Here is a 23047-nt window from a genome sequence, read left to right as displayed (position 1 = left end):
GACAACGCAGACCGATCCTTCATAGCGGAGCAACCTTAACCGAAATCGCCCGGCGGCCGAATCGCCCTACTCCGCCGCCGCCTGCGCCGCCTCGGCGTCGAGGGGGAAGGTACACGTCACGCGGGTGCCCTCGCCGGGGGCGGATTCGAGCGCCACCCGCCCGCCATGCAGCTCGACGAAGGAGCGCACGATCGAGAGCCCGAGGCCAACGCCGCGGTGGCGGGTCCCCAGCGTATGGCTCTCGAAGCGGTCGAACACGCGGGCGGCGACGTCCGCCGGCATGCCCCGGCCGTCGTCGCTCACGGTCAGGCGCAGCTCGGCGGCGCTGCGGCGCGCCGCGACCCGAACCGTCTGGCCGGAACCGGAGAAGCCGATCGCGTTCGAGAGCAGGTTGAACAGGATCTGGCGGACGCGCTTGCCGTCGGCGACGAAGCTGCCGATGTCGTCGGGCACGTCGAGGTCGAGGCCGACGGCCGACTCCGCGAGGCGGTCCTCCAACCCGCGCACGGCAGCCTCCACGGTGGTCCGCACATCCACGACTTCGCGGGTCAGCTCGAGGGAGCCGGCATCGATCGAGGCGAGATCGAGGATGTCGTTGATCATGACGAGGAGCGCGCCCGACGAGCGCATGATGTGGTCGGAATACTCGCGCTGGCGCTCGTTCAGGGCCCCGACCGTCTCGTCGCCGAGGAGCTGGGTGAAGCCGATGATGTTGGTGAGCGGCGAGCGAAGCTCGTAGGAGACGTGGTGGACGAAGGTGTCCCGGAGCTGCGAGGCACGCTCCAGGGCGTCGTTCTTGTCGGTGAGCGCCCGCTCGACATTCACGCTGGCGGTGACGTCGATGAGCGTGAGCAGGGTCGCGCCCTCGGGCAGGGGCTGCGCGGCGCAGTCGAGCACGGTGCCGTCGACCACCTTGAGGCGGCAGGTCATCCCAGAGCGGGATTCGAGGCCGGTCACGGCCTCCCGGATGTCGATCCAGGGCTCCTCGTCGGGTGACAACCTGCGGCAGGCCTCGATCACCGCATCGATCCTGGGTCGCTCCACCAGCATCGCGGCGTCGAGCCGCCAGACGCCGGCGAAGGCACGGTTGGCGAAGGTGAGGCGCCCGTCGGCCCCGAACACCGCCACTGGCTCCTTCAGCGTGTCCAGGGTCTCGGCTTGGACGCGCATCAGGGCGTTGTAGCGGGATTCGAGTTTCACGCTCTCGGAAACGTCGTCAAACAGGTAGGTCAGGCCGCCCTGCGGGTTGGGATCGGCGACGACGCGCAGCGAGCGCCCGTCGGGCAGGTACCACCAGGTCTCGTTGGCCTCGACCGCGCGGTAGGCGGCGAGCACCTCGGCCTTCCAGGACCGGAAATCGGCCTGCTCGGGCAGTTTCCGTAAGGAGCGGAGGTGATCGAGGATCTCTCCTTCGCGGGGCCTCGTCTCGAGGAAGGCCTGATCGAGGCCCCAGAGCTGGCGGTAGGCGGCATTGTGGAAGATCAGGGCCTGGCTCGCGTCGAACATCGCGACCGCCGTGGGCAGCTGGTCGAGGGTGCGGACATTCGCGTCCATCTGGCGTTGAAGATCGGCGCGAACGCTCTCCAGCTCGGACACGTCCACGGCGATACCGACGCGGCCGTTCTCCACCGGCACCTCCGTCACGTCGAGCATCCGCCGCCCGCCGGCGACGACGGCTGAGAGGCGCAGCGCGGACCGACCGGCCCCGCCGCGGGCGATCGTGTCGCGCGCCTGGCGGTCGAGCAGCTCGACGCCGCCGGCGACCGCCGCCGCCCGGGTTCCCGCCTCGACCGCGGCGACATAGGCCGCGTTCACCCAGGCAAGGGCGCCGGCATTGTCGCGCTGCCAGACAGGCTGCGGAATCGCATCGAGCAGGGCAGCAAGGGCCGCCAATCCGCGCTTGGCCTCGTCGAGGGTATGGCGGAGCGCGTTGAGCTCCCGCCGCTCCTCGGTGGCCTCGCGCAGCCGAAGCACGGCCCGGCCCGCATGCGCCTGCCCCTGAGCCTCGATGAAGCGGCCCTTCGGCGTGCGCAGGCTCAGCCGGAACCCCGCCCCCCGCTCCCGCAGGGCCTCGACGGCGACGTCGAGTGCGCCGGCATCGGAGGGGTTGAGCCAGGTTCCGAAGGCGAGGACCCGGCGCGGATCGCCGGCTGTCAGCCGGTCGCCATCGACGGCGATGGTCGTGTCGCCCTCCACGCTGGCATCGCCGCGTCCCGACCAAGTCACGATGACCTGACGCTCGGCGTTGAGCAGCATCTCGGCGCGATCATGCGCCCCGCGAAGGGCGGAGAGCTCGGCGTTCAGATCACCCTCGCGGCGGGTCCAGCGGGCGCGCTCGCGGATGTGGAGCAGGGAGAGGATCGTCGCGAAGACGGTCAACCCGATCAAGATCGCGAGGCCCGCGACGTTGTGGTGCTGGATCGGACCGGCCGGCCAGAACCCCGCAAACGACTCGGCCGCCAGCGCGGCGTCCAGGCTCCCGACCGCAGTGACGAGGACAGCGCCGGCGCGCGCCGTGATGCGCACCGTCCGATCGACCCCCATGATTCGTACCGCCTCCACGAATCGCCAAAAGGCGAGTGTCGCGCCCTGACCGCTCCGCCTCATCCGAGGAATCCAGCGATCTTAACGCGAGGCGGATTCGCGCTGAAAGGGGGCGAAGCTTAACTTTGGGGTCGGCGAGCGCGGTTGCGCGCGGGACCAGCAGAAAAGACACAGTGCTGGGACCCGGGACGAAGCGCCGACACGCCCCCGCTCAGCCGGGATCGGGATCAACCGGCCGTCGCTAGAACCGGACCGGTCCGCTCGCCGCACCGCTCCACGTCGAACAGATCGTCCGGCAGGCGCACCATGAAGCGCTCGGCGATCTCGAAAATGAGAAGGTCGGGCCGAACCCGTTCGATATAGGTCCAGTCGAGGCTCGAAGACCACACGAAATGCACCTCGCGGAAGGTTTCGGCGAGCAGCCCGGTGAGCATGATCGGCGCGAAGTGAGAATACGAATCGCCGAACAGCACCACGGTACGCGGGTCGGCCCCCGGCGTCTCGTTGCGGTAGACCACGTGGGCGCCGACATGCAGGGAAGGCGCCTGCCCCGCCGCCTCGTAGGCCTCGACCAGGGGGCTCGCGAAGACGCGCTTGGCGTGCTGGTCGATGATTCCGTGGCTCGCGGCCTCGACGGGCTTCGAGGGAAGCTTCTCCGCCAGGTCGCGCACCTTGGACGTCTCGTATCGGGGACGGTCCCCGATGCCGGCGGGCGGGACCGCGCCGCAGGCCCGGAGGAGGAGGCGGTAGCCGAGGAGGCAGCCGTCGTAGTTCCAGTGGGTGTCGGTGCGGTAGAACAGCGGCGGCGGCCCGTCGCGCGCCGCCCGCATCGGCCCCAGCAGGTCGAGATAGGCGGGTGTCTTGAGGAGCCTTCCCGCGAGGCGTCGGGCCGGCGACTTGGCCGCATCGTAGGCGAGCGCATCCGTCCGGTCCTCGTAGATCGACAGCTTCTCGGGAACGACCGTGTGGACGTAGGTGATGCCGAGCGCCCGGGCACGGGCTGCGCGCGCCTCCACCAGGCTGGCCCAGGCGCGCAGGCGCCGCCACCACGCGAAGGTCGACCGGTACTGGTCGAGAACGCCGTTGGTCCCCCCGATCAGGAAGAGCCAGCCGTCGCGCCCGACATGCACGATCTCCCGCTTCTTGCGACGCATCCGGCTCCTTAACCGGCGCCGCGCCGGCTGAACAGGGCGCCCCACCGGGAGCCTCGCACCGTCAACCGGCGTTTCCCCGGATGTTCCATGATCCTAGCCTTCCCGCATCGGCACCGGCCCGTCTCTGGCGGCCGCGCCGGGTCGTCGTCACCCCCGCGGCCCTCGAACACGCCCACGGCCGCACGATGGTCGAGCGCGCGGAAGCGCTGGGCCTGCCCGTCGAGCGTCTGAGGAGCAACCGCCTCACGGCCCAGAGCGATCCGGACCCGCGCCGGGCCTACGCCGCGGCCAAGGCGACGCTTGCTATCGTGGCGGCGCCCGCGGGCAAGCTGCGGCTCCAGCCGATCCCGCCGAGCGCAGATTGGCGCTTCGACCTAGCGGAGGGCTGCCCGGCCCATTGCAGCTACTGCTACCTCGCCGGCTCGCTCTCGGGACCGCCGATGACCCGCGCCTACGCCAACCTCGACGAGATCCTGGGCAATCTCGACACGTATGTGGGCCGCGGCGGCGTGACCTCCCGCCAGGCGGAGCGCGTGAACGAGGGCACCACCTTCGAAGCCTCCTGCTACACCGACCCGCTCGGCATCGAGCACCTGACGGGCTCGCTCTCGGCGGCGATCCGGCATTTCGGCGCCTGGAACGCGGACGTGCAGCTGCGCTTCACCACGAAATTCGCGGCCGTCGAGCCCCTGCTCGGGCTCGCTCACAATCGCCGCACCCGGGTCCGGTTCTCGGTGAACGCAGCGCCGGCCGCGCGCTACGAGGGCGGCACTGCACCCCTCCGGGCGCGGCTGGAAGCCCTCGGCCGGATGGCCCGGGCCGGATACCCGGTCGGCCTGACGATCGCACCGATCCTGCCGGTCGCGGAATGGCGGGCGGCCTATGCGGCCTTGATCGCAGACGCGGCTTCGGCCCTCTTGGGCGTGCCCGATCTCGATCTGACCGTCGAGCTGATCACCCACCGCTTCACGCCGGGCTCGAAGGCGGTTCTGGAGGGCTGGTACCCCGGCTCGGACCTGCCGATGCGCGAGGCGGAACGGACCCGCAAGCTCACGAAGTTCGGCTCGGTGAAGTACGTCTTTCCCAAGGAGCTCATGCGCGAGATGGAAGCTGCCCTGCGCGCCGAGATCGCCGCGCATCTGCCTGGGGCGCGGGTGCTCTATTGGACGTGATTTTGGCCTTCGCACCCTCGCGACGTGACTGGGCACCTCACGGACTTGCCACCTCGCGGCGCTTTACGCGCTCGCGGAGCCGGTCTATAGCGCCGCAAGCCGCTGGTTCCCGACGCGGCTGATGGGTGCGTAGCTCAGCGGGAGAGCATTCGCTTCACACGCGAAGGGTCACAGGTTCGATCCCTGTCGCGCCCACCATTCCCTCACGAGGCCGGACGCAGCTCCGCCCTCGCCGGGACCAGCGCCGAGACCGCATCGGCCAAGTCTTCGAAATGCGAGATGACCCGGTCGGGTCCGAGGTGCTGCACCGGCGTGTCGGTGTAGCCGAAGGTCACCGCCACGACCGGGATGCCGGCGGCCTTGGCGGCGTCGATGTCGGCGCGGGAATCCCCCACCATCACGGCCCGTTCCGGGTCGCCCCCGGCCTGGGCGATCGTAAGGGTGATGTGGCGCGGGTCCGGCTTCGAGAAGGGGAAGGTCTGCCGCCCGCAGATCGCGGCGAAGCGCGGCGCGACGCCGAGGGCCTCCAGCAGGCGCACGGCATGCCCCTCCACCTTGTTGGTGCAGACGGCAAGGCGGAACCCCATCGCTTCCAGCTTGTCCAAGGCGTCGATGACGCCGGGATAGAGATGCGAGTGGTCGCAGATATGGTGCCCGTAATGATCGAGGAAGTCGACGAACAGCGTCTCGAGGCGCTCCGTGGTCAGCGGCTCGCCGACGGCCGAGAAGCCGCGCTGGATGAGCGCCTTGGCGCCCGCTCCGATCAGGTCGCGGGCCTCCTCGACGGGCAGGGCCTGCAGGCCCTCGCGCTGGAGGATCACGTTGAGGGTGCCGACGAGGTCACCGGCCGTCTCCGCGAGCGTCCCGTCGAGGTCGAACACGGCGATGGGCGGGGGCTTCGTCATGGCGTCACTCGGGGCTGGGTGGAGGCGCGGTCTGGCTAACCGGCGCTCCGCCTGCGATCAAGGCCGGGGTCCGCGGGTCACCTTTGTGCCGCAAGCGCGGGCTAGAGGTCGCACGAGCAACGACAGGAACACGTAGGGGATCATGCGTCGGACAGGACATCTCGCGGCCGGACTCGGCGCCCTCCTGGTCAGCGGCGCGGCAGCCGCCGGGTCCTACGAGTTCGTGCCCGCACCGCAGATCGACCTGAACCGGGTCTACCGGGTCGACACGGTCACGGGCGAGGTGACCTCCTGCCAATACGGCCTGCGGGAGGGCGCCGTCGGCGGCGTCGGCCTCACCGTGTGCTACGGCTCCGGCGAGGGCGCGGGCGCCCAGGCTCCGTCGCAATACGGTCTCGTCGCCTCGCGCCACACCCGCGAGGCCGGCGTGTTCCGGGTCAATTTCCGCACCGGCGAGATGAGCATCTGCTACGTGCAGCTCCAGAAGGAGGCGGTGGTCTGCACGGCGCAGGCGAGCCCCGCCACACCCAGCGAGGAAGCAGCGCCGACGAGCCCCGCTCCCGGGCGCGCCGGCCCGAGCGCGACGCCGCCGCAGGGCGGCCGCCCCTAGGCGCAAGGTCGGCATTTGCCCGGTCATCCCGGCGTGCTAGGGGCTCCCCGCACCCCTCATCGAGCCCGAGCCATGCGCCCGATCCCATCCCTCAAAGGAGCCGCCGCGTGAGCGGACCCGATCTGCGCCAAGCGGCCGCCGCACGCGCCGTCGCGCTCGTCCAAGACGGGATGCGGCTCGGCCTCGGCACCGGCAGCACGGCGAACGTCTTCGTCACGCTCCTCGGTGCTCGCGTCCGGGACGGCCTCGACGTCGTCGGGGTGCCGACCTCCGAGGCCACCCGCGTCGCGGCCGAGCGGGAGGGCATCCGCCTCGCGACGCTGGAGGAATTGCCGGAGCTCGACCTCACCATCGACGGCGCCGACGAGATCGACCCGGAAATGCGCCTGATCAAGGGCGGCGGCGGCGCTCTCCTTCGCGAGAAGATCGTCGCGCATGCCAGCCGGCGGATGGTCGTGATCGCCGATGCCGCCAAGCGCGTGGGAACCCTCGGCGCGTTCCCGCTGCCGATCGAGGTCAACGCCTTCGGCCTCGGCGCGACGCGCCGCGGCGTCGAGGCGGCGCTCGCTGCGTGCGGCTGCTCGGGCGAGCTCGCCCTGCGGAAGGCCGGGGACGGCGCACCCTTCACCACCGACGGCGGCCATTTCATCCTCGACGCCCGGCTCGGCCGCATCCCCGATCCGGAAGCGCTCTGCGCGGCCCTCTGGGCCGTGCCGGGCGTGGTGGAGCACGGCCTGTTCCTCGGCCTCGCCACGGGCGCGATCCTCGCCGAGGCGCGCGACGGCGAGGCGGCGCTGAGCCTGCTCGGCCAGGTCTGACGATCGGGCCGGCCCCCTTCCATCATCAATCCAGACAGCCCGGAGTGCTCGCCATGATCCGCCTTCCCGCGTTGCTCGCGGTTCTTCTCGCCGCCGCCCTGCCCCATGCGGCCGTCGCGCAGCAGCCTCAGCCGGCGCAGAAACCCGCGGCAGCCCCTGCCAAGCCGGCCGCCAAGCCGATGACGCCCGCGGCCCAAGCCCCCGCGACGCCCGCCGGCCCCTCCGCGAGCCATCTGGCGCTCGCCAAGGAGGTGATGCTGAGCTCCGGGATCGCACGCTCCTTCGACTCAATCATCCCGGCCTTCGGCGAGCAGATCCGGCAGGCGGCGGTGACGCGCCCCGAGCTGACCAAGGACCTCGACGAGGTGCTGGTCTCCCTCGATCCGGAGATGGAGCTGCAGAAGCAGAGCATGATCGACACGGCCGCGCGCATCTACGCGAGCCGCCTGACCGAACCGGAGCTCAACGAGATCGCGGGCTTCTTCCGCTCGCCAGCCGGCAAGCGCTACGTGGAGACCCAGCCGCAGGTCCTCGACAGCATGGTCCAGGCGATGCAGACCTGGACGCAGACCGTCTCGGAATACGTCATGGTCCGGGTGCGGGCGGAGATGTCCAAGCGCGGACACCAGCTCCAGTAGGGTGCGCGGCGGGAGCGATCCAGTGTCCCCCGCGGTGGCTCGCCTGCGCGCCTCCGGCGCGGTGGCGCTGATCCTGGTGCCGCCCGCGATGGCCGTGGCGAACCGGTCGAGTCCGCTCGTGGTCGGGGTCGCCGGGCTGCTCTTCCTCGCCGCGGAGCTCATCGAGGATCGGCAAGCTGCCCTGCGCCGGCTCGCTTTGCCGCTCGGCACGCCGCTCGGGCTCTGCGTCCTGGCCCTTCTCGGCTGGTGCCTCGCCTCGGTGACATGGAGCCCCTTCCCCCTCCTCTCCCTGCGGGTCGCCGGGGAGTTCCTGCCGACCCTCGCGGCGGCCTATCTGGTGGCGCGGCTCGCCCCCGGGCGCCTGCCGCCAGGAACCGCGCGGCTCGCCGGACTCATGCTCGGGCTTGCGGGCCTCTACGTCGTGGCGAGCCTCGCGACGGATCTCGCGCCGCAGAAGGCGTTCGGTCAGCGCGTCGCGCTCTTCGTCTTCAATCGCCCGGTCATGACGATGCTGCTCATCGGCATCCCCCTCGTCGCGCTGCTCATCCGCAGCGGTCACGCGCGCGGGGCGGCCCTGGCGCTCGGCCTCGGCCTTGCCGCCATCCTTCGGTCGGTGAGCGGCGCGGCGACGCTGGGCCTCGCCGCGGCCCTGGCGACCTGGGCCGTCGCCCGCGTCCTGCCGAGGCGGGCCGCCCTCGGCTTGGCCGGCCTCGGTCTCGGCCTCGCCGTCGCGCTGGCCCCCATCGAGGGCGACCTCCTCCACCGGATCATGCCGGAAGCCCTGCACGAACGCCTCGTCCAGAGCAGCTCGCGCGCGCGCGTTGCCATCGCCCGCAGCTTCGGTGCGGCCGTGGCGGCCGATCCCTGGCGGGGGGCTGGCTACGGCACCGCGGCGCGGTTCGCCGAAGCGCCCGTCGCGGCGGGATTGGAGCCAGAGATGCGGTCGATGCTGGCGGTCGGCCACCCGCATAACAGCTTCCTGCAGGTCTGGGCCGAGCTCGGGATCGTCGGGGCCGCCCTGGCGGCGACGGCGCTGCTTCTCACGCTAGGCAGCGTCGCGAAGCTGCCGAGGGCGGAGCTCGCCACCGTGCTCGCCCTGATCGCCGCGGCAGCCGCCATCGCCTTCGTCGAGCACGGGGCCTGGCAGGCCTGGTGGGTCGCGGGGCTCGGCGCCGCGATCGCCTGGACCCGCGAAGGCTTCGCTCAGGCCGCTGCGGCCACGACCCGGTTGCGGCCCTCGGCCTTGGCCCGGTAGAGCGCGGCGTCGGCCCGCTTGAGCATGTCGGCCGGGCCGGCGTCCTCGGCGTTGCGGGCGGCGACGCCGATCGAGACCGTGACCGCCACGCTGCGGGTATCGCGCTGGATCGAGAAGGGCACCTCCTCGATCCGCTCGCGGATGCGCTCGGCGATGGTGTGGGCACCCTCCACGCCGGCATCGGGGAGGATGATCACGATCTCCTCGCCGCCGTAGCGGGCGACGATGTCGATGCCGCGGGTATGGGTGCGGATGCGGTCGGCGAAGGCCTTCAGCACCTCGTCGCCGGCCTCGTGGCCGTAGGTGTCGTTGATCGACTTGAACCGGTCGATGTCGAGCATCAGGGCCGAGACCGGGCGCTGGCGAAGCACCGCCTCGCTGAAGAGCGCGGCGAGGTGGTTGTCGAGGTAGCGCCGGTTGTGCAGACCGGTGAGCCCGTCCGTGATCGCGAGCTCCATCGAGGCCTGGACGGCGCCGCGCAGCACCTCGGAGAAGCGCCGGCGGCGCACCTGCGTCCGCACCCGGGCGATGAGCTCGTTCCGGTCGATCGGCCGCATCAGGTAGTCGTGGACGCCGAAATCGAGGCCCCGGATGATCCGGCCGCGATCATGGGCCTCGGCCATCATGATCACCGGGATGTTGCGGGTGCGGTCCAGCGACCGAAGCTGGCTGCACAGGCGCAGACCGTCGAAATCCTTCAGGTCGAGGCTGACCAGCGCGAGCTCGAAACTCCCTTCCGTGGCGCGCACGAGCGCCTGGTGAGGGTCGGTCTCGACCGTGACCGAATGGTGCTGCGACAGGGCCGTGGCCAGGCGCTCGGCCGAGCTCGCGCGATCGTCGACGAGGAGGATGTCGGCGTTCTGGCCCGTCTCGGCCGTGGCGATGGCGAGCGGGTCACCGATCCCGAAATCGCGGGAGGCCATGGCCCGGCTGCGGAGTTCGTCCGTCACCGCCTTCAGACGCACCAGGCTGCGCACGCGCGTGAACAGCGCGGTGTCGTCGATGGGCTTGGTGAGGAAGTCGTCGGCCCCGGCATCGAGGCCGCGCAGGCGATCGGCCGGCTGGTCGAGGGCCGTGACCATGACCACGGGCAGGTGCGCGGTCACCGGATTGTTCTTGAGGCGACGGCAGACCTCGAAGCCGTCCATGCCCGGCATCATCACGTCGAGGAGGACGATGTCGCACAAGCCCTTCTCGCAGATCGCGATGGCGTCGGGCCCGTTCATGGCCGCGATCACGTCGAAGTACTCCAGCGAGAGCTTCGTCTCGAGGAGCTTCACGTTCGGGAAGAGATCGTCGACGATCAGGACTCGGGCCGACATCGTGCCTCGCCTTCCTCAGAACTTCGTGACAACGACAAACGGGGCGCGACCGACCCGCCGTCAGGCGGCGCGGCCGTCCCCAAGATAGGTGCGGACGGTGGCCAGGAACTTGGCGACGGAGATCGGTTTCGAGAGGTAGGCCTCGCAGCCGCCCTCCCGGATCCGCTCCTCGTCGCCCTTCATCGCGAAGGCGGTGATGGCGACGACGGGGATGTGCTTCAGCTCGTCGTCCTCCTTCAGCCACTTCGTGACTTCGAGGCCGGAGACTTCGGGAAGCTGAATGTCCATCAGGATCAGGTCCGGATGGTAGGCGCGGGCGAGCTCGATCGCCTCGATACCGTTGGCGGTCTTCAAGGTTGCGTAGCCGTGCGCTTCCAACAGGTCGTTGAAGAGCTTCATGTTCAACTCGTTGTCCTCAACGATGAGCACGGTTTTCTTCATGGCCCATTGTTCCCGGTAGGCGCGCGGCTCATTCTACACGACCAATGGCCTTAGGATGGACCTCTAATCGATACATGTTGATGAAACGCAAATCGATTCCCGGCGCCGAGTCCGACGACCGCATCGCAGTCCAGATCCTGTCCTGGCTCGCCGCGGAGCCCGAACGGCTGCAGCCCTTCATGGACGCGACCGGCCTGACGCCGGACAATCTTCGCGCGAGCGCCGCCGATCCGGGCTTCCTCGCGGGCGTCCTCGACCACGTCATGGGCGACGAGGCGCGCCTGCTCGCCTGCGCGGCGGCCATCGACCTGTCGCCGGAGCGGATCGCCGCGACTTGGCGGCGATTGGGGCCGCCCGAGCCCGACGATCCGTGACGCCGCTCTGCCGCGATTGCTGCACGCTGCAGGCGGGTGACGCGCGGCGCTGCCGCTCCTGCGGCTCGCCGCGTCTCCTGGGCCATCCCGAGCGCGACCGCCTCACCATCGCGCATGTCGATTGCGACGCCTTCTACGCCGCGATCGAGAAGCGGGACGATCCGAGCCTGCGCGACAAGCCGGTGATCGTCGGCGGCGGGCGGCGCGGCGTCGTGGCGACGGCCTGCTACCTCGCCCGCATCAACGGCGTGCATTCCGCCATGCCGATGTTCAAGGCGCTGAAGGCCTGCCCCGACGCCGTGGTGATCCGGCCGGACATGGAGAAGTACGCGCGGGTCGGCCGCGAGGTCCGGACCATGATGCTGGCGCTGACGCCCGCCGTCGAACCCGTCTCGATCGACGAGGCCTTCCTGGACTTGAGCGGCACCGAGCGCCTGCACGGGGCGAGCCCGGCCGTGACCCTGGCGCGCTTCGCCGCCAGAGTGGAGCGCGAGATCGGGATCACCGTCTCGATCGGCCTGTCCGATACCAAGTTCCTCGCCAAGATCGCCTCGGACCTCGACAAGCCGCGCGGCTTCTCGATCCTCGGCCGAGGCGAGGCGGCCGCCTTCCTCGCCGACCGCCCCGTCTCGATCCTGCCCGGGATCGGAGGCGCGGCGCGGGAGCGGCTCGCCGAGCTCGGCATCCGCCGCGTCGGCGATCTCGGACGCGTCGACCCGAAGGGGTTGCACGCCGCCTTCGGCCGCGATGCCGGCCGCCTCCTCGCCCTGGCCCGCGGCGAGGATGCCCGGCCGGTCCGCAGCGTGCGGGAGACGAAGAGCGTCTCGGCCGAGACGACCTTTCCGGCCGATCTCGCGGCCTTCGAGGCCCTGCGCCCGATCCTGTGGCGGTTATGCGAGCGCGTCTCGGCCCGGCTCAAGCGGGCCGGCCTGCGGCCGGCGGCGTGACGCTGAAGCTCAAGGACGGGCGCTTCCGGCTGCGCACGCGGACCCGGGGCGGCCTGCCCCCGACGCAGCTCGCCGAGCGGCTGTTCGTCCAGGGCGAGGCGATGCTGCGCGAGGCCTGCGACGGCACGGCCTATCGCCTGATCGGCATCGGCGCCGGCGATCTCTGCGAGGCGGGCCACGCCGATCGCGGCGACCTCATCGACAACGGCCTCGCGCGGCTCGCGGAGCGGGAGGCGGCATTGGACCGGGTGCGGGCGCGGTTCGGCGCGGGTGCGATCCAGCGCGGGCTGGTTTTTGCGGCGGCGGAGAAGCCGGCGCGCCACGCCAGCTCATTGCCGGAAGGTGCCGGTGAGGGGTGAAGAAGCGCTACGGCTCGCACGTGCTCACCACGGCCCCTGGGCACCCACCTTTGTCATTCCGGGGCTGCGTAGCAGAGCCCGGAACCCATGACCGCTGATGCGGCAAGCTGGAGCGCTGTCGGTGGCTCTGGGTCCCGGGCTCGCCTGCGGCGCCCCGGGATGACAAAGGTGAGTGCCAGTGGCCGCAGCGCTGCCTGCGGCTCGCCCTCATCTGCGTGAGGAACCCCGCCTCACCTCTACTGACCGCAATCCTTCGCCGCCGGCAGCATCTCGAGCCGCGTCAGGTCGCCCGCGATGGCGAAATCCCCGTAATCGAGGCGCAGGGCACCGCTGACGCCGTTGTCGTAGAGGTCGAAGCTGAGCGTGTAGATCGGCGTGCGCTCGCCCTCCCCGGCGGTGAAGTAGCTGAGCGTCACCGGCCAGCGCGGCATCGACGCCATTTCGCCCTCGCGCAGCGGCTTGTCCCGGTCGTTGCCGGCGGCCGGAGCGACGCTGCGGCGGCCGATGATGGCGAGCGTGTCGTAGATCTTCCGCCCGTCGTCCGACCCGTCGAAGATCTGGACCGAGACCGTGGTCTCGCCGGCCCGCGCCGCCTCGACGAGGCGGCGCATGTGGTGGCTCGGGAACAGCACGGCGCTCGACCCCTGGATCTGGTCGCGCTTGGGCTCCTTGAGCCGGATCTTCATGCCGTCCGCGGCGATCTCGGCCGTCCCGTCCACCGATTGCGTGGGCTTGCCGTTGAGGAGCGTCGCAGTCTTGAAGCGGAAGCTGCGGCCGTCGCCGGATTCATAGGTGGTGTTGCGCAGGTCCGAGGTCCGGCCGCCGCTCTCGCCGCTCTGGAGTTCCGTCACCTGGCGGGTCGTCATCGTGTAGCCCTTGCAGGCATCGCCCGTGAAATCGATCACGATGCGCCCGCGCGCGCTCTCCACTGCCCGGGTGCCGCGGCTCTGCCCCAGGGAGAGGTCGTAGACCGCGCGATGGCCGGCGAGGCGTACGGGGTCGGGCTGGGGCGCGGCTTGTGCGGTCGCCGTGGCGAGGAGGAAGAGGCAGGCCGATCCGCGTCCAAGCTTCATGATGTCTCTCGATGGCGGCACCCGGCCGCGGCTCTCGCTGAGATAGTCACGCCCGCATGGGTGACAATTGCATGGGCGACAATGCGGCCGCAGGGCTCCGAGCCTTTGCCGGTGGAAAGACCGACCCGTGTCGCGAGCACCCTTGCATCCGTCGCGAGGGCTCTTGTACGGTTCCTCCCGTCGCCGGAGGGTGCAGTTGGCGACCATCATCCGAAGCGTCGAACCACGGCCGTCATGCGCATTTTCGCGCGTCACGCCGCCGATGCGGCTCGGGTGGCAAGGATCTCGGAGAGGGCGATGCTGGAAACGATTCCGAGCTGGACGGACGAGCGCGTCGAACTCCTGCGGCGCCTCTGGGAAGAGGGCCTGAGCGCCAGCCAGATCGCGACGCAGCTCGGCGGCGTCACCCGCAACGCGGTGATCGGCAAGGTGCATCGGCTCGGGCTGTCCGGCCGCGTGAAGCCCGGCGACGGCGCGGTGGCAGGCCGCAAGAAGGTTTCGCGTGAGGCCGAGATCGAGCTAGCCGAGAGCGGCCCGATCGCGCCGGAGGTGATCCCGATCGTCTCGCACCGGCCCGCGCCCGATTTCCCGCAGGCGGCGCCCCCCGTCGTGGCGGCGCCGACGGCGCTCGCCTCCTCGACCCGGGTCACCATCATGGACCTCCGGGAATCCATGTGCCGCTGGCCGATGGGCGACCCGACCTCGTCGGATTTCCACTATTGCGGCGACCGCTCGATCACCGGCCTGCCCTACTGCACGCACCACGCACAGATCGCCTACCAGCCCGCGGCCGAGCGCAAGCGCGATCGCCGGGCGGGCGGTTTTCGGTAATTGAGGCGCCCGACGCCGGCCGTCACGCGGTGATGGGCACGGTATGGAACTTGGGTTGAGGCTGACCGCGCTGGCGTCTCGGCGCTGACGACCCACCCCCTTTGTCATTCCGGGTCGCCCCCGGATCTGGCCTTCGGCCAGTCCGAGGAAAGGCTCCGGCGAGCCCGGAACCCAGAGCCGCTGAAAGTGCTCCAGCTTGCCGCGTCAGCGGTTCTGGGTTCCGGGCTCCGCTACGCGGCCCTGGAATGACAAGGGTGGGTTGTCCGGTTCCACACAGGAAATCGGTGAACTCGCGGCCGCGGAGCCTCGCCCCACTCGCGAAACCGCACCTCCTACTCCTCCGTCGTGAACATCTCGTCGAACGAGTAGCCCGACCCCCGGACCGTGCGGATCGGGTCGCTCTGGCGGGGGCGGTTGATCGCCTTGCGCAGGCGGCCGACATGCACGTCGACGGTGCGCTCGTCGATGTAGACGTCGTGGCCCCAGACGCCGTCGAGGAGCTGCTCGCGGGAGAAGACCCGGCCGGGGCTCTGCATCAGGAACTCGAGGAGCTTGAACTCGGTCGGTCCGAGATGGATCTCGCGGCCCTGTCGGCGGATGCGGTGGCTGACCCGGTCGAGCTCGATATCGCCCGCCACGAGCTGGTTCGCGACGTGGGCGGGCTTGGCGCGTCGCAGGAGCGCGCGGACCCGGGCCAGGAGCTCGGGCACCGAGAACGGCTTGACGATGTAGTCGTCGGCGCCGGTGCCCAGGCCGCGGATGCGGTCCCCCTCCTCGCCCCGCGCCGTCAGCATGATGATGGGCAGCCGCTCGCTCTCGCGCCGCGCCCGGATGCGGCGGCACAGCTCGATGCCCGAAAGGCCCGGCAGCATCCAATCCAGCAGGATCAGGTCGGGAAGCTGCTCCTGCAGCTTCAGATCGGCCTCGTCGCCACGCACCGCGCAATCGACGGCGAAACCCTCGGCCTCGAGGTTGTAGCGGAGGAGGAGAGTGAGGGCCTCCTCATCCTCGACGATCAGGATACGCGCGCTCATACGGTCTGAAGGTGTTTTCGAGTTAGGTGGTCCCGGCTAACGTGAAGAGAATGCGACCACACAACGAGGGAGAGGCGGCGCCGTCGTAGCGGCAGCGCCTCGACGTCAGGCGCTCGCGGGCAGTCCCACGGTCGCGTAGTTGGAGGCATCGTCCTTCGGACGCTCCTCGAGCAGGTTCTGGCCAGTCACGAGGTAGTGGATGGTCTCGGCGACATTCGTGGTGTGGTCGCCGATCCGCTCGATGTTCTTGGCGCAGAACAGGAGGTGCGTGCAGAACGAGATGTTGCGCGGGTCCTCCATCATGTAGGTCAGGAGCTCGCGGAACAGGGAGTTGTAGAGGGCGTCGATGGCGCTGTCGCGCTCCCACACGTCGTGGGCCGCCTTGACGTCCCGGCTCGCGAAGGCGTCGAGCACGTCCTTGAGCTGCTCCTGCACCAGGTCGCTCATGTGCTGGACGCCGATCACCACCTTCTGCGGCTGGATCTCGCCCGCGATGGCGACGACGCGCTTGGCGACGTTCTTGGCGAGGTCGCCGATCCGCTCGAGATCGTTCGAGACCCGGATCGCCGAGACGGTCTCGCGCAGGTCGATGGCGAGCGGCTGGCGCTTGGCGATGAGCAGGATCGCGCGCTCCTCGATGTCACGCTGCAGGGCGTCGAGGCGCTTGTCGGCGGCGATCACCGCCTGGGCGAGGTTGGAGTCGCGCCGCACGAGCGCGTGGCTCGCATCCGTCATCATCTTCTCGGCGATGCCGCCCATCTCCGAGATCGAGCGGCGCAGGTTCTCCAGCTCCGCGTCGTAGGAACTGACGATGTGCTCGGACATGATCGCACTCCTCGATCGGGGCCGCCGCGGGCGCGCCACGCATCGGATGGGTCAAAGGGCTTCGGCGGCGCGTCTTCCAGGGCGCCGCCTGTGCGCTCGGGTCAGCCGAAGCGGCCGGTGATGTAGTCCTGGGTCTGGCGCTTCTCGGGGTTCATGAAGATGCGGGTGGTGGGCCCGAACTCCACGAGCTCGCCGAGATACATGAAGGCCGTGAACTGCGAGATGCGGGCGGCCTGCTGCATGTTGTGGGTCACGATGACGATCGTGAACTCGGAGCGCAGCTGCTCGATCAGCTCCTCGATGCGCCCCGTCGAGATCGGGTCCAGCGCCGAGGTCGGCTCGTCGAACAGGATGACCTCCGGGCGCTGCGCCACGGTTCGGGCGATGCAGAGGCGCTGCTGCTGGCCGCCGGACAGACCCATGCCCGATTGCTTCAGCTTGTCCTTGGCCTCGTCCCAGAGCGCCGCCTTGCGCAGGGATTCCTCGACGCGGACGTCGAGGTCGGCCTTGGAGAGGCGCTCGTAGAGGCGAAGCCCGAAGGCGACGTTGTCGTAGATCGACATCGGGAAGGGCGTGGGCTTCTGGAAGACCATGCCGATCTTCGAGCGCAGCTCGTTCAGGTCGATCCTGGGATCGAGGATGTTGCGGCCGTCGAGCATGATCTCGCCCTCGGCCCGCTGCTCGGGATAGAGGCTGTAGATCCGGTTGAAGGTGCGCAGCAGGGTCGACTTCCCGCAGCCCGAGGGGCCGATCAGCGCCGTCACCTGGCGATCGTGGAAGTTGAGGTTGACCGATTTCAGGCCGTGGAAGTTGCCGTAGTAGAAGTTGAGGTCCTTCACGGCGATGCGCACCGGCGCGGTCTCGTCCGCCTGGTGGCGTCCGGTGAGCTGGGCCTGGGTGATCTCGGTGGCGGCGTTCATCGGTCTCTCGTCCTTGCGATGCGGGAAGGGCGGGGCGCGCGGCTCTAGCGCGCCCTCTCGCTCTTGATGACGAAGCGGGCCACGATCGACAGGGCGAGGATCGTGATGGTGATGAGGAGGGCGCCGGCCCAGGCGAGCTGCTGCCAGTTCGGATAGGGCGAGAGCGCGAACTGGTAGATCATCACGGGCAGGTTCGGGATGCCGCCCATCAGGTTGGGGCTGAACCAGGAATTGTTGTTCAGCGCCGTGAACAGCAGCGGCGCGGTCTCGCCGGCGATCCGGGCGAGCGCCAGGATGATGCCGGTGACGATGCCGGCGCTTGCCGCGCGCCAGGTGATGCTCTTGATCACGACGGAAGGCGGCGCGCCGAGCGCCGCGCCGGCCTCGCGGAGCGGTCCGGGTACGAGGCGCAGCATGTCCTCGGTGGTGCGCACGATGACGGGCGTCGCGATGATGGCGAGCGCCACGCCGCCGGCCCAGCCCGAATAGCTTCCCATGGTCCGCACCATCAGGGTGTAGACGAAGAGGCCGATCAGGATGGAGGGGGCCGAGAGCAGGATGTCGTTGAGGAAGCGGATGAGGTCGGCGAGCTTCGAGTTGCGCCCGTACTCGGCGAGGTAGGTGCCCGCCATCACGCCGATGGGCGTCGCGATCACGATGCCGATGGAGGTGAGGATGAGGCTGCCGAGGATGGCGTTGGCGATGCCGCCGCCCTCGGAGCCGGGCCCCGGCGTCGGTTCGGTGAAGAGGGCCGGCGAGAAGCCCTTCACGCCCTCGACGATCAACATGAGCAGGATCGAGCCGAGCACCACGATGCCGAGCGCGGTCGCCAGCGTGCTCGACACCACGAGGACGCGGTCGGCGACGCGGCGGCCAGGCCGCACGCGGCTGCCGGTGACCGGCGCGGCCTCCCGCTCGATGGTGGCGGGCATGGGGTTGCGAGCGTCCATGATTCAGGCCTCCCGGGGCTCAGGCGACCTTCACGCGCCGGACGAGCAGGCGTGCGATGATCAGGACGATGAAGGTGACGATGAACAGGATGCAGCCCAGCGCCATCAGCGCGTGAAGCTGCATGCCGTCGGCCTCGTTGAACTCGTTGGCGATGCGCGAGGCGATGGTCGAGCCGGGATCGAAGATCGAGGCCGAGAGCCGGTTGGCGTTGCCGATCACGAAGGTGACCGCCATGGTCTCGCCGAGCGCGCGGCCGAGGCCGAGCATGATCGCGCCGATGATCGAGACGGAGGCCTGCGGCACGAGGACGTGGCGCACCACCTCCCAGGTCGTGCAGCCGATGCCGTAGGCGCTCTCGCGCAGGACGGTCGGGATCTGGTCGAGCATGTCGCGGGTGATCGAGGCGACGAAGGGCACGATCATGATGGCGAGGATGATGCCGGCGGTGAGCACGCCGACGCCCGAGGGCACGCGGGCATAGAGGAGCGTGCCCACGATGGGCAGGCCCTCGACCACGTTCGAGACCGGAACCTGCACGAAGCGCGCGAAGAGGGGCGCGAAGATGAACAGCCCCCACATGCCGTAGATGATGCTGGGCACCGAGGCGAGCAGCTCGATCGTCATCGCGACGGGCTTGCGGGCCCAGCCCGGGCAGAGCTGCGTCAGGTAGACGGCGATCCCCAGCGAGATCGGCACGCCGATCACCAGGGCCAGCGCCGCGGAGGCCAGGGTGCCCATGATCGCGACGAAGGCGCCGTACTGCTCCTGGCCGATGTTCCAGGCGCTGGAGGTCAGGAAGCCGAAGCCGAATTCGCGGAAGGCCGGCCAGCCGCCGTAGGCGATGGAGGCGAGGATGCCGGCGAGGAAGAGGAGGACGAGGATCGCCGAGGCATAGGCCGCGAGGCGAAAGAGCTGGTCACCGATGCCGCCCGGCGTCTTTCGAGCGGGGCTGCCGCTGGCGGCGCCAGTCAAGGCGATCTGTTCGGTCAACGCGGCCATCCGAAATCATCTCTCGAGATTGAGGTGTCTAGCGCGCGCCCCATGCCGACGCGAGGGGACGGTGCGATGCTCTCTGGAGGACCCGGCGATGGCTGCCGGGCCCTCCACTGTCGTCAATCGGCGTGGCGGCTGGTTACATGTTGAGGACCGGCTTGCCGTCCTTGCCCTTGATCTCCTTCCAGGCGTCGTTGACCATGCCAACGACGTTGTCGGGGAGCGGGACGTAGTCGAGGTCGGCGGCGAGCTTGTCGCCGTTCTTGTAGGCCCAGCTGAAGAACTTGAGCACTTCGGCGGTCTTGGCCGGGTCGACCGGGTCCTTGTAGACGAGCACGAAGGTCGCCGCCGTGATCGGCCAGGCGTCTTCGCCCGCCTGGTTCGTGAGCGAGATGCCGAAGCCGGGAGCCGACTTCCAGTCGGCGCTCGCGGCGGCGGCCTGGAAGGACTTCTCGTCGGGGATCGGGAACTTGCCGGCCTTGTTCTGGATCAGCGTGTGGCTGAGCTTGTTCTGCTTGGCGTAGGCCGACTCGACGTAGCCGATCGAGTTCGGGACCTGCTTGACGGTGGCGGTGACGCCCTCGTTGCCCTTGCCGCCCTGTCCGGCCGGCCAGGAGATCGTGGTCGCCGCACCGAACTCCTTCTTCCAGGCCTCGGAGGCCTGGCTGAGATAGGTCGTGAAGATGTTCGTCGTGCCGGACGCGTCCGAACGGTAGACCGGGGTGATGTTCGCGTCGGGAAGCTTCACGCCCTCGTTGATCTTGGCGATCTTGGCGTCGCTCCACTTGGTGATCTTGCCCGAGTAGATCTCGCCGATGAGTTCGCCCGTGAGCTTCAGCTTGCCCGGCTCGACGCCGGCGATGTTCACGACGGTGACGACAGCGCCCATCACGGTGGGGAACTGAACGAGGCCGTCCTTGGTCAGGGCCTCGGCCTTGAGCGGCGCGTCGGTCGCGCCGAAATCGACGGTCTTGGCCTGGATCTGCTTGATGCCGCCGCCCGAGCCGATGGACTGATAGTTCAGGCCCGTGCCGGTGTCCTTGCGGTACGCTTCGGCCCACTTCGAGTAGACCGGGAAGGGGAAGGTCGCGCCGGCGCCGGTGATGTCGGCGGCGAGCGACGGGGTCGCGAGCTGAGCGGTCGCGAGCCCGATGGCAAGCGCATAGGCGAAGGGTTTCACTGATCGTCTCCGTGTCTGTCGGGGGCGGAGCCTTGAGCGGTTCGCGTCCGGCTTCCGTCTGCCCGCAATCCGCCGTGAGCGGCTGGCACAGCGTTAGCTGCCGGACGACGCCGGCTCTATGACGCTCCCATGACAGATCGATGACATGCTCCCCTTGGATGGGGTCAGCCGCCGCGCTCGCGATTGGTCATCCCCCGAAAATGGCACGGTTCGCCGCCCCGCGCGTTATCTGCCGTTGCGGCACGCGGCGAGGATTCTCGCCGGCAAGCCTGAAGGGACAGGATCGTGACGGACGGATCGACCGCGACGGAGCAGGTGGATCGTGGCGCGGACGCGGCTTTTCTCGCGCTTCACGAAGAGCGCGAAACTCTCGAGCGACGCCTGTCGATGGCCAAGCACCGGCAGCGCTTCTGCAGCAATCCCGCCGCCGTCGAGGACGCCGGTACGGAGGAGCGCAACCTGCTCGAGAGCTTGGACCGGGTGATGACGCAGATTCGCGCCGCGGAGTACCGGCGCAAGCCGGGCGCGCGGCGCTGGTAGGCGGGCCTTCTCAGGCCACGCGGCGGCGGTCGCGCTCCTTGTGGCGCAGCCGGAGCAGCAAATCGACTTGCACGTCGGTGATCGGCTGGGCCTCGCAGAGCTGGGCGTAGAGCGAGCGAAGACCGACGCCGAGCTGCTGGCGCGCCTCGTCGGTCAGCGCGGGAAGCGGGTGTTCGACGGCGTAGGCTCTGTCGTCGGCAGTCCCGATCAACTGGTCCATCGTGCCCGTCCGCGCTCGCCTCATCCGGAAGTTAAGTCCCCGAATCGGGGAGCTATCCGCCACCCTTCGACGATGACCAGCTATGGTTAACAAAGACTTAATGCGGCCCCTCAGGCCTGCGCAGCCTGTAGGAGGCGGGCAGCGGCGGCGCGGGCCTCGTCCGTGACCGTCGCGCCGGCGAGCATCCGCGCGATCTCCTCGCGCCGCGCCGGCGAATCGAGAGAGGCGACCCGCGTGGCGACGCGGCCGGCGCCCTTCACGGCGTCCTTGGCGATCAGGAAATGCGTGCTGGCCTGGGCCGCGACCTGCGGCGCGTGGGTCACGGCGACCACCTGCACGCGTGCGGCGAGACGGGCGAGACGGGCGCCGATGGCGTCCGCGACGGCGCCGCCGACGCCGGTATCGATCTCGTCGAAGATCAGGGTGGGCGCCGAGCCCTTGTCCGCGAGCACCACCTTCAGCGCCAGCATGAACCGCGAAAGCTCACCGCCGGAGGCGACCTTCATCATGGGCCCCGGACGCGTACCCGGATTGGTCTGCGCCCAGAACGCCACGTGGTCGATGCCGGCCGCGTCGCGGGAGTCCGAATCCGTCGTGATCTCCGTGATGAAGCGGGCGCGTTCGAGCTTGAGCGGCGGCAATTCGGCCTTGACCGCCGCGTCGAGGGCCTTGGCCGCGCGGCGGCGGCCTTCGCTGAGCTTGGCCGCCGCCGCACCGTAAGCAGCCTCGGCCTGGCCGAGCTCGGCTGCGAGCACGCCCAGCGCCTCCTCTCCGGCATCGATGGCCGCGACGTCGGCGAGGTAGCGCTCGCGCAGGGCGGCGAGATCGTCGGCGGGCACATGGTACTTGCGGGAGGCCGCACGCAGGGCGAACAAGCGCTCCTCCACCCGCTCCAACTCGCGTGGATCGAACTCCGTTTCGCGCAGGGCCGCGTCGAGGATGCTGCGCGCCTCGTCGAGGGCGACGAGCGCGGCATCCAACGCCGAGACGCAAGGGTCGACGAGGGCGGGGAGCAGCGCGGCGCGCCGTTCCAGCTTGCGCAGGGCCGAGGAGAGATGCGGCACCGGCGAGCCCGGCCCGCCCGCCGCCTCGAGGGCCTCGTTCAGCTCGCGGGCGAGCTTCTCGCCCTGCTGCATCACGGTCCGGCGCTCGGCGAGGCTCGCCTCCTCGCCCGCTTGAGGATCGAGGGTCTCCAGCTCGTCCACGGCATGGCGCAGGAAGTCGGCCTCCTTGCGGGCAGCCTCCACCCGGGCGCGGTGCGTCTCGAGGGCGGAGCGGGCCGAGCGGACGCGCTTGGCCGCCTCCGCGACGCGGGCGAGCGGAGCCTGGAGGCCGCCGAACGCGTCGAGGATCGCGCGGTGGGTGCCGGCATCGGCCAAGGCCCGGTCATCATGCTGACCGTGGATCTCGACGAGGGCTGCACCAATCGCCCGAAGCACCTGCACGCCGACGGCCTGATCGTTGACGAAGGCGCGGGTCCGCCCGTCCGCCATCTGGACGCGACGCAGGATGAGGTCGCCCTCCGTGTCGAGGTCGGCCTCCGCCGCGAGGCGCCTTGCAGGGTGGTCGAGGGGCACGTCGAAGACCGCCGTGACGCCGCCCTGCGTCTCGCCGTGGCGCACGAGGCCGCCGTCGCCGCGGCCGCCGAGGGCCAGCGTGAACGCGTCGAGCAGGATCGACTTGCCCGCGCCCGTCTCGCCCGTGAGGACGCTGAGGCCCTCACGGAAGTTGAGTTCGAGTTTGTCGATCAGAACGATGTCGCGGATCGCAAGCTGGATCAGCATGCCGCGTGACTGGCCTTCCCGAAAACGTCAGGCCGCCTCCTACAGCATCGTCCCGGATATCGCATCCGGGAGGATGCTGCAGCTTCCCGTTCTCGCATCGGATGTGTCCGAAAGCCGGTGACCACCGTTCGGTCCGATGCTTTAGGGCGAAGCGGCG

Annotated in this window: 22 protein-coding genes, 1 tRNA gene and 1 pseudogene; 10 read left to right on the top strand and 14 right to left on the bottom strand. The window is 69.9% G+C overall.

Translation table 11 applies throughout. From position 1 onward, the window contains the following. Positions 1–66: 66 nt before the first annotated feature. Both MFF55_RS04880 and MFF55_RS04875 read right to left on the bottom strand, forming a co-directional pair. Positions 67–2544, bottom strand: a complete 2478-nt coding sequence (locus MFF55_RS04880; protein WP_238242961.1) for a sensor histidine kinase — start codon at positions 2542–2544, stop codon at positions 67–69. A 227-nt stretch (positions 2545–2771) separates the two neighbouring features. Continuing rightward, positions 2772–3698: an alginate O-acetyltransferase AlgX-related protein gene (locus MFF55_RS04875; protein ID WP_238242960.1), complete on the bottom strand. Its 927-nt coding sequence runs from the start codon at positions 3696–3698 to the stop codon at positions 2772–2774. An 80-nt stretch (positions 3699–3778) separates the two neighbouring features. Here MFF55_RS04875 and MFF55_RS04870 point away from each other — a divergent pair, with 80 nt between their 5' ends. Together MFF55_RS04870 and MFF55_RS04865 are read left to right on the top strand one after the other, a co-directional pair. Continuing rightward, positions 3779–4870, top strand: a complete 1092-nt coding sequence (locus MFF55_RS04870; RefSeq protein WP_238242959.1) for an SPL family radical SAM protein — start codon at positions 3779–3781, stop codon at positions 4868–4870. A gap of 123 nt (positions 4871–4993) precedes the next feature. After that, a tRNA-Val gene (locus MFF55_RS04865) sits at positions 4994–5068 on the top strand. A 5-nt stretch (positions 5069–5073) separates the two neighbouring features. Here MFF55_RS04865 and MFF55_RS04860 read toward each other — a convergent pair. Next, positions 5074–5775: an HAD family hydrolase gene (locus tag MFF55_RS04860; protein ID WP_238242958.1), complete on the bottom strand. Its 702-nt coding sequence runs from the start codon at positions 5773–5775 to the stop codon at positions 5074–5076. Positions 5776–5917: 142 nt separating this feature from the next. Here MFF55_RS04860 and MFF55_RS04855 point away from each other — a divergent pair, with 142 nt between their 5' ends. The 4 genes from MFF55_RS04855 to MFF55_RS04840 all read left to right on the top strand — a co-directional run bounded on the left by MFF55_RS04855 (position 5918) and on the right by MFF55_RS04840 (position 9096). After that, positions 5918–6385: a hypothetical protein gene (locus MFF55_RS04855; RefSeq protein WP_238242957.1), complete on the top strand. Its 468-nt coding sequence runs from the start codon at positions 5918–5920 to the stop codon at positions 6383–6385. 107 nt (positions 6386–6492) lie between these two features. Beyond that, a complete protein-coding gene (gene rpiA, locus MFF55_RS04850; protein WP_238242956.1) occupies positions 6493–7203 on the top strand; it encodes a ribose-5-phosphate isomerase RpiA in 711 nt (236 codons plus the stop codon). A gap of 53 nt (positions 7204–7256) precedes the next feature. Further along, on the top strand, positions 7257–7841 hold the full coding sequence (locus MFF55_RS04845) for a DUF2059 domain-containing protein (protein WP_238242955.1): 585 nt from the start codon (positions 7257–7259) through the stop codon (positions 7839–7841). A gap of 88 nt (positions 7842–7929) precedes the next feature. Beyond that, the gene (locus tag MFF55_RS04840; RefSeq protein ID WP_238242968.1) at positions 7930–9096 is read left to right on the top strand and encodes an O-antigen ligase family protein; all 1167 of its coding nucleotides are present in this window, start codon (positions 7930–7932) and stop codon (positions 9094–9096) included. Here the strand turns inward: MFF55_RS04840 and MFF55_RS04835 are convergent. Continuing rightward, on the bottom strand, positions 9045–10418 hold the full coding sequence (locus MFF55_RS04835; protein ID WP_238242954.1) for a PleD family two-component system response regulator: 1374 nt from the start codon (positions 10416–10418) through the stop codon (positions 9045–9047). The genes MFF55_RS04840 and MFF55_RS04835 overlap by 52 nt on opposite strands. Before the next feature lie 60 nt (positions 10419–10478). Further along, a complete protein-coding gene (locus MFF55_RS04830) occupies positions 10479–10859 on the bottom strand; it encodes a response regulator (protein ID WP_238242953.1) in 381 nt (126 codons plus the stop codon). A gap of 80 nt (positions 10860–10939) precedes the next feature. Here MFF55_RS04830 and MFF55_RS04825 point away from each other — a divergent pair, with 80 nt between their 5' ends. Beyond that, positions 10940–11233 (top strand): DUF3572 domain-containing protein, encoded by a 294-nt coding sequence (locus tag MFF55_RS04825; protein ID WP_238242952.1) that lies wholly within the window; start codon positions 10940–10942, stop codon positions 11231–11233. Further along, positions 11230–12539 (top strand): annotated as a pseudogene (locus MFF55_RS04820) (DNA polymerase IV). The gene MFF55_RS04825 and the pseudogene MFF55_RS04820 overlap by 4 nt, the downstream one beginning before the upstream one ends. 236 nt (positions 12540–12775) lie before the next feature. On the opposite strand, the gene MFF55_RS04815 reads toward MFF55_RS04820, so the two are convergent. Then, complete coding sequence (locus tag MFF55_RS04815) at positions 12776–13612, bottom strand: cell envelope integrity EipB family protein (RefSeq protein ID WP_238242951.1); 837 nt, start codon at positions 13610–13612, stop codon at positions 12776–12778. A 297-nt stretch (positions 13613–13909) separates the two neighbouring features. Here MFF55_RS04815 and MFF55_RS04810 point away from each other — a divergent pair, with 297 nt between their 5' ends. Further along, positions 13910–14443: a GcrA family cell cycle regulator gene (locus MFF55_RS04810; protein WP_238242950.1), complete on the top strand. Its 534-nt coding sequence runs from the start codon at positions 13910–13912 to the stop codon at positions 14441–14443. Between the two features lie 332 nt (positions 14444–14775). Here the strand turns inward: MFF55_RS04810 and phoB are convergent, their stop codons facing one another. The 6 genes from phoB to pstS form a co-directional block, all read right to left on the bottom strand. Further along, entirely contained in the window at positions 14776–15477 is a 702-nt protein-coding gene (phoB, locus tag MFF55_RS04805; protein WP_238242949.1) for a phosphate regulon transcriptional regulator PhoB, read from the bottom strand. A gap of 105 nt (positions 15478–15582) precedes the next feature. Further along, a complete protein-coding gene (phoU, locus tag MFF55_RS04800) occupies positions 15583–16302 on the bottom strand; it encodes a phosphate signaling complex protein PhoU (RefSeq protein WP_238242948.1) in 720 nt (239 codons plus the stop codon). Positions 16303–16403: 101 nt separating this feature from the next. Further along, entirely contained in the window at positions 16404–17222 is an 819-nt protein-coding gene (gene pstB, locus MFF55_RS04795) for a phosphate ABC transporter ATP-binding protein PstB (protein ID WP_238242947.1), read from the bottom strand. Positions 17223–17266: 44 nt separating this feature from the next. Beyond that, on the bottom strand, positions 17267–18172 hold the full coding sequence (gene pstA / locus MFF55_RS04790; protein ID WP_238242946.1) for a phosphate ABC transporter permease PstA: 906 nt from the start codon (positions 18170–18172) through the stop codon (positions 17267–17269). A 19-nt stretch (positions 18173–18191) separates the two neighbouring features. Then, a complete protein-coding gene (gene pstC, locus MFF55_RS04785) occupies positions 18192–19172 on the bottom strand; it encodes a phosphate ABC transporter permease subunit PstC (RefSeq protein WP_238242945.1) in 981 nt (326 codons plus the stop codon). Positions 19173–19305: 133 nt separating this feature from the next. Next, positions 19306–20346 (bottom strand): phosphate ABC transporter substrate-binding protein PstS, encoded by a 1041-nt coding sequence (pstS, locus tag MFF55_RS04780; RefSeq protein WP_238242944.1) that lies wholly within the window; start codon positions 20344–20346, stop codon positions 19306–19308. A gap of 285 nt (positions 20347–20631) precedes the next feature. On the opposite strand from pstS, the gene MFF55_RS04775 reads away from it, so the two are divergent. Beyond that, positions 20632–20886 carry a hypothetical protein gene (locus MFF55_RS04775; protein ID WP_238242943.1) on the top strand — a complete coding sequence of 85 codons (255 nt, stop codon included), beginning with the start codon at positions 20632–20634 and terminating at the stop codon, positions 20884–20886. Positions 20887–20896: 10 nt separating this feature from the next. On the opposite strand, the gene MFF55_RS04770 is transcribed toward MFF55_RS04775, so the two are convergent. Together MFF55_RS04770 and recN are read right to left on the bottom strand one after the other, a co-directional pair. Further along, on the bottom strand, positions 20897–21106 hold the full coding sequence (locus MFF55_RS04770) for a hypothetical protein (RefSeq protein ID WP_238242942.1): 210 nt from the start codon (positions 21104–21106) through the stop codon (positions 20897–20899). 110 nt (positions 21107–21216) lie between these two features. Next, positions 21217–22890 carry a DNA repair protein RecN gene (gene recN / locus MFF55_RS04765; RefSeq protein ID WP_238242941.1) on the bottom strand — a complete coding sequence of 558 codons (1674 nt, stop codon included), beginning with the start codon at positions 22888–22890 and terminating at the stop codon, positions 21217–21219. Between the last annotated feature and the right edge of the window lie 157 nt (positions 22891–23047).

This window comes from Methylobacterium iners, from assembly GCF_022179305.1.
GTDB lineage: Bacteria > Pseudomonadota > Alphaproteobacteria > Rhizobiales > Beijerinckiaceae > Methylobacterium > Methylobacterium iners.
The sequence above is the reverse complement of the archived record's forward strand: the minus strand, read 5'-3'. Positions and strand labels throughout refer to the sequence as shown.

What these genes read in the sequence shown, in the direction of transcription:
- MFF55_RS04880 (WP_238242961.1), bottom strand. Translation starts at nt 2,544, where the DNA reads ATGGGGGTCGATCGGACGGTGCGCATCACGGCGCGCGCCGGCGCTGTC.
- MFF55_RS04875 (WP_238242960.1), bottom strand. Translation starts at nt 3,698, where the DNA reads ATGCGTCGCAAGAAGCGGGAGATCGTGCATGTCGGGCGCGACGGCTGG.
- MFF55_RS04870 (WP_238242959.1), top strand. Translation starts at nt 3,779, where the DNA reads ATGTTCCATGATCCTAGCCTTCCCGCATCGGCACCGGCCCGTCTCTGG.
- MFF55_RS04860 (WP_238242958.1), bottom strand. Translation starts at nt 5,775, where the DNA reads ATGACGAAGCCCCCGCCCATCGCCGTGTTCGACCTCGACGGGACGCTC.
- MFF55_RS04855 (WP_238242957.1), top strand. Translation starts at nt 5,918, where the DNA reads ATGCGTCGGACAGGACATCTCGCGGCCGGACTCGGCGCCCTCCTGGTC.
- MFF55_RS04845 (WP_238242955.1), top strand. Translation starts at nt 7,257, where the DNA reads ATGATCCGCCTTCCCGCGTTGCTCGCGGTTCTTCTCGCCGCCGCCCTG.
- MFF55_RS04840 (WP_238242968.1), top strand. Translation starts at nt 7,930, where the DNA reads ATGGCCGTGGCGAACCGGTCGAGTCCGCTCGTGGTCGGGGTCGCCGGG.
- MFF55_RS04835 (WP_238242954.1), bottom strand. Translation starts at nt 10,418, where the DNA reads ATGTCGGCCCGAGTCCTGATCGTCGACGATCTCTTCCCGAACGTGAAG.
- MFF55_RS04830 (WP_238242953.1), bottom strand. Translation starts at nt 10,859, where the DNA reads ATGAAGAAAACCGTGCTCATCGTTGAGGACAACGAGTTGAACATGAAG.
- MFF55_RS04825 (WP_238242952.1), top strand. Translation starts at nt 10,940, where the DNA reads ATGAAACGCAAATCGATTCCCGGCGCCGAGTCCGACGACCGCATCGCA.
- MFF55_RS04815 (WP_238242951.1), bottom strand. Translation starts at nt 13,612, where the DNA reads ATGAAGCTTGGACGCGGATCGGCCTGCCTCTTCCTCCTCGCCACGGCG.
- MFF55_RS04810 (WP_238242950.1), top strand. Translation starts at nt 13,910, where the DNA reads ATGCTGGAAACGATTCCGAGCTGGACGGACGAGCGCGTCGAACTCCTG.
- phoB (WP_238242949.1), bottom strand. Translation starts at nt 15,477, where the DNA reads ATGAGCGCGCGTATCCTGATCGTCGAGGATGAGGAGGCCCTCACTCTC.
- phoU (WP_238242948.1), bottom strand. Translation starts at nt 16,302, where the DNA reads ATGTCCGAGCACATCGTCAGTTCCTACGACGCGGAGCTGGAGAACCTG.
- pstB (WP_238242947.1), bottom strand. Translation starts at nt 17,222, where the DNA reads ATGAACGCCGCCACCGAGATCACCCAGGCCCAGCTCACCGGACGCCAC.
- pstA (WP_238242946.1), bottom strand. Translation starts at nt 18,172, where the DNA reads ATGGACGCTCGCAACCCCATGCCCGCCACCATCGAGCGGGAGGCCGCG.
- pstC (WP_238242945.1), bottom strand. Translation starts at nt 19,172, where the DNA reads ATGGCCGCGTTGACCGAACAGATCGCCTTGACTGGCGCCGCCAGCGGC.
- MFF55_RS04770 (WP_238242942.1), bottom strand. Translation starts at nt 21,106, where the DNA reads ATGGACCAGTTGATCGGGACTGCCGACGACAGAGCCTACGCCGTCGAA.
- recN (WP_238242941.1), bottom strand. Translation starts at nt 22,890, where the DNA reads ATGCTGATCCAGCTTGCGATCCGCGACATCGTTCTGATCGACAAACTC.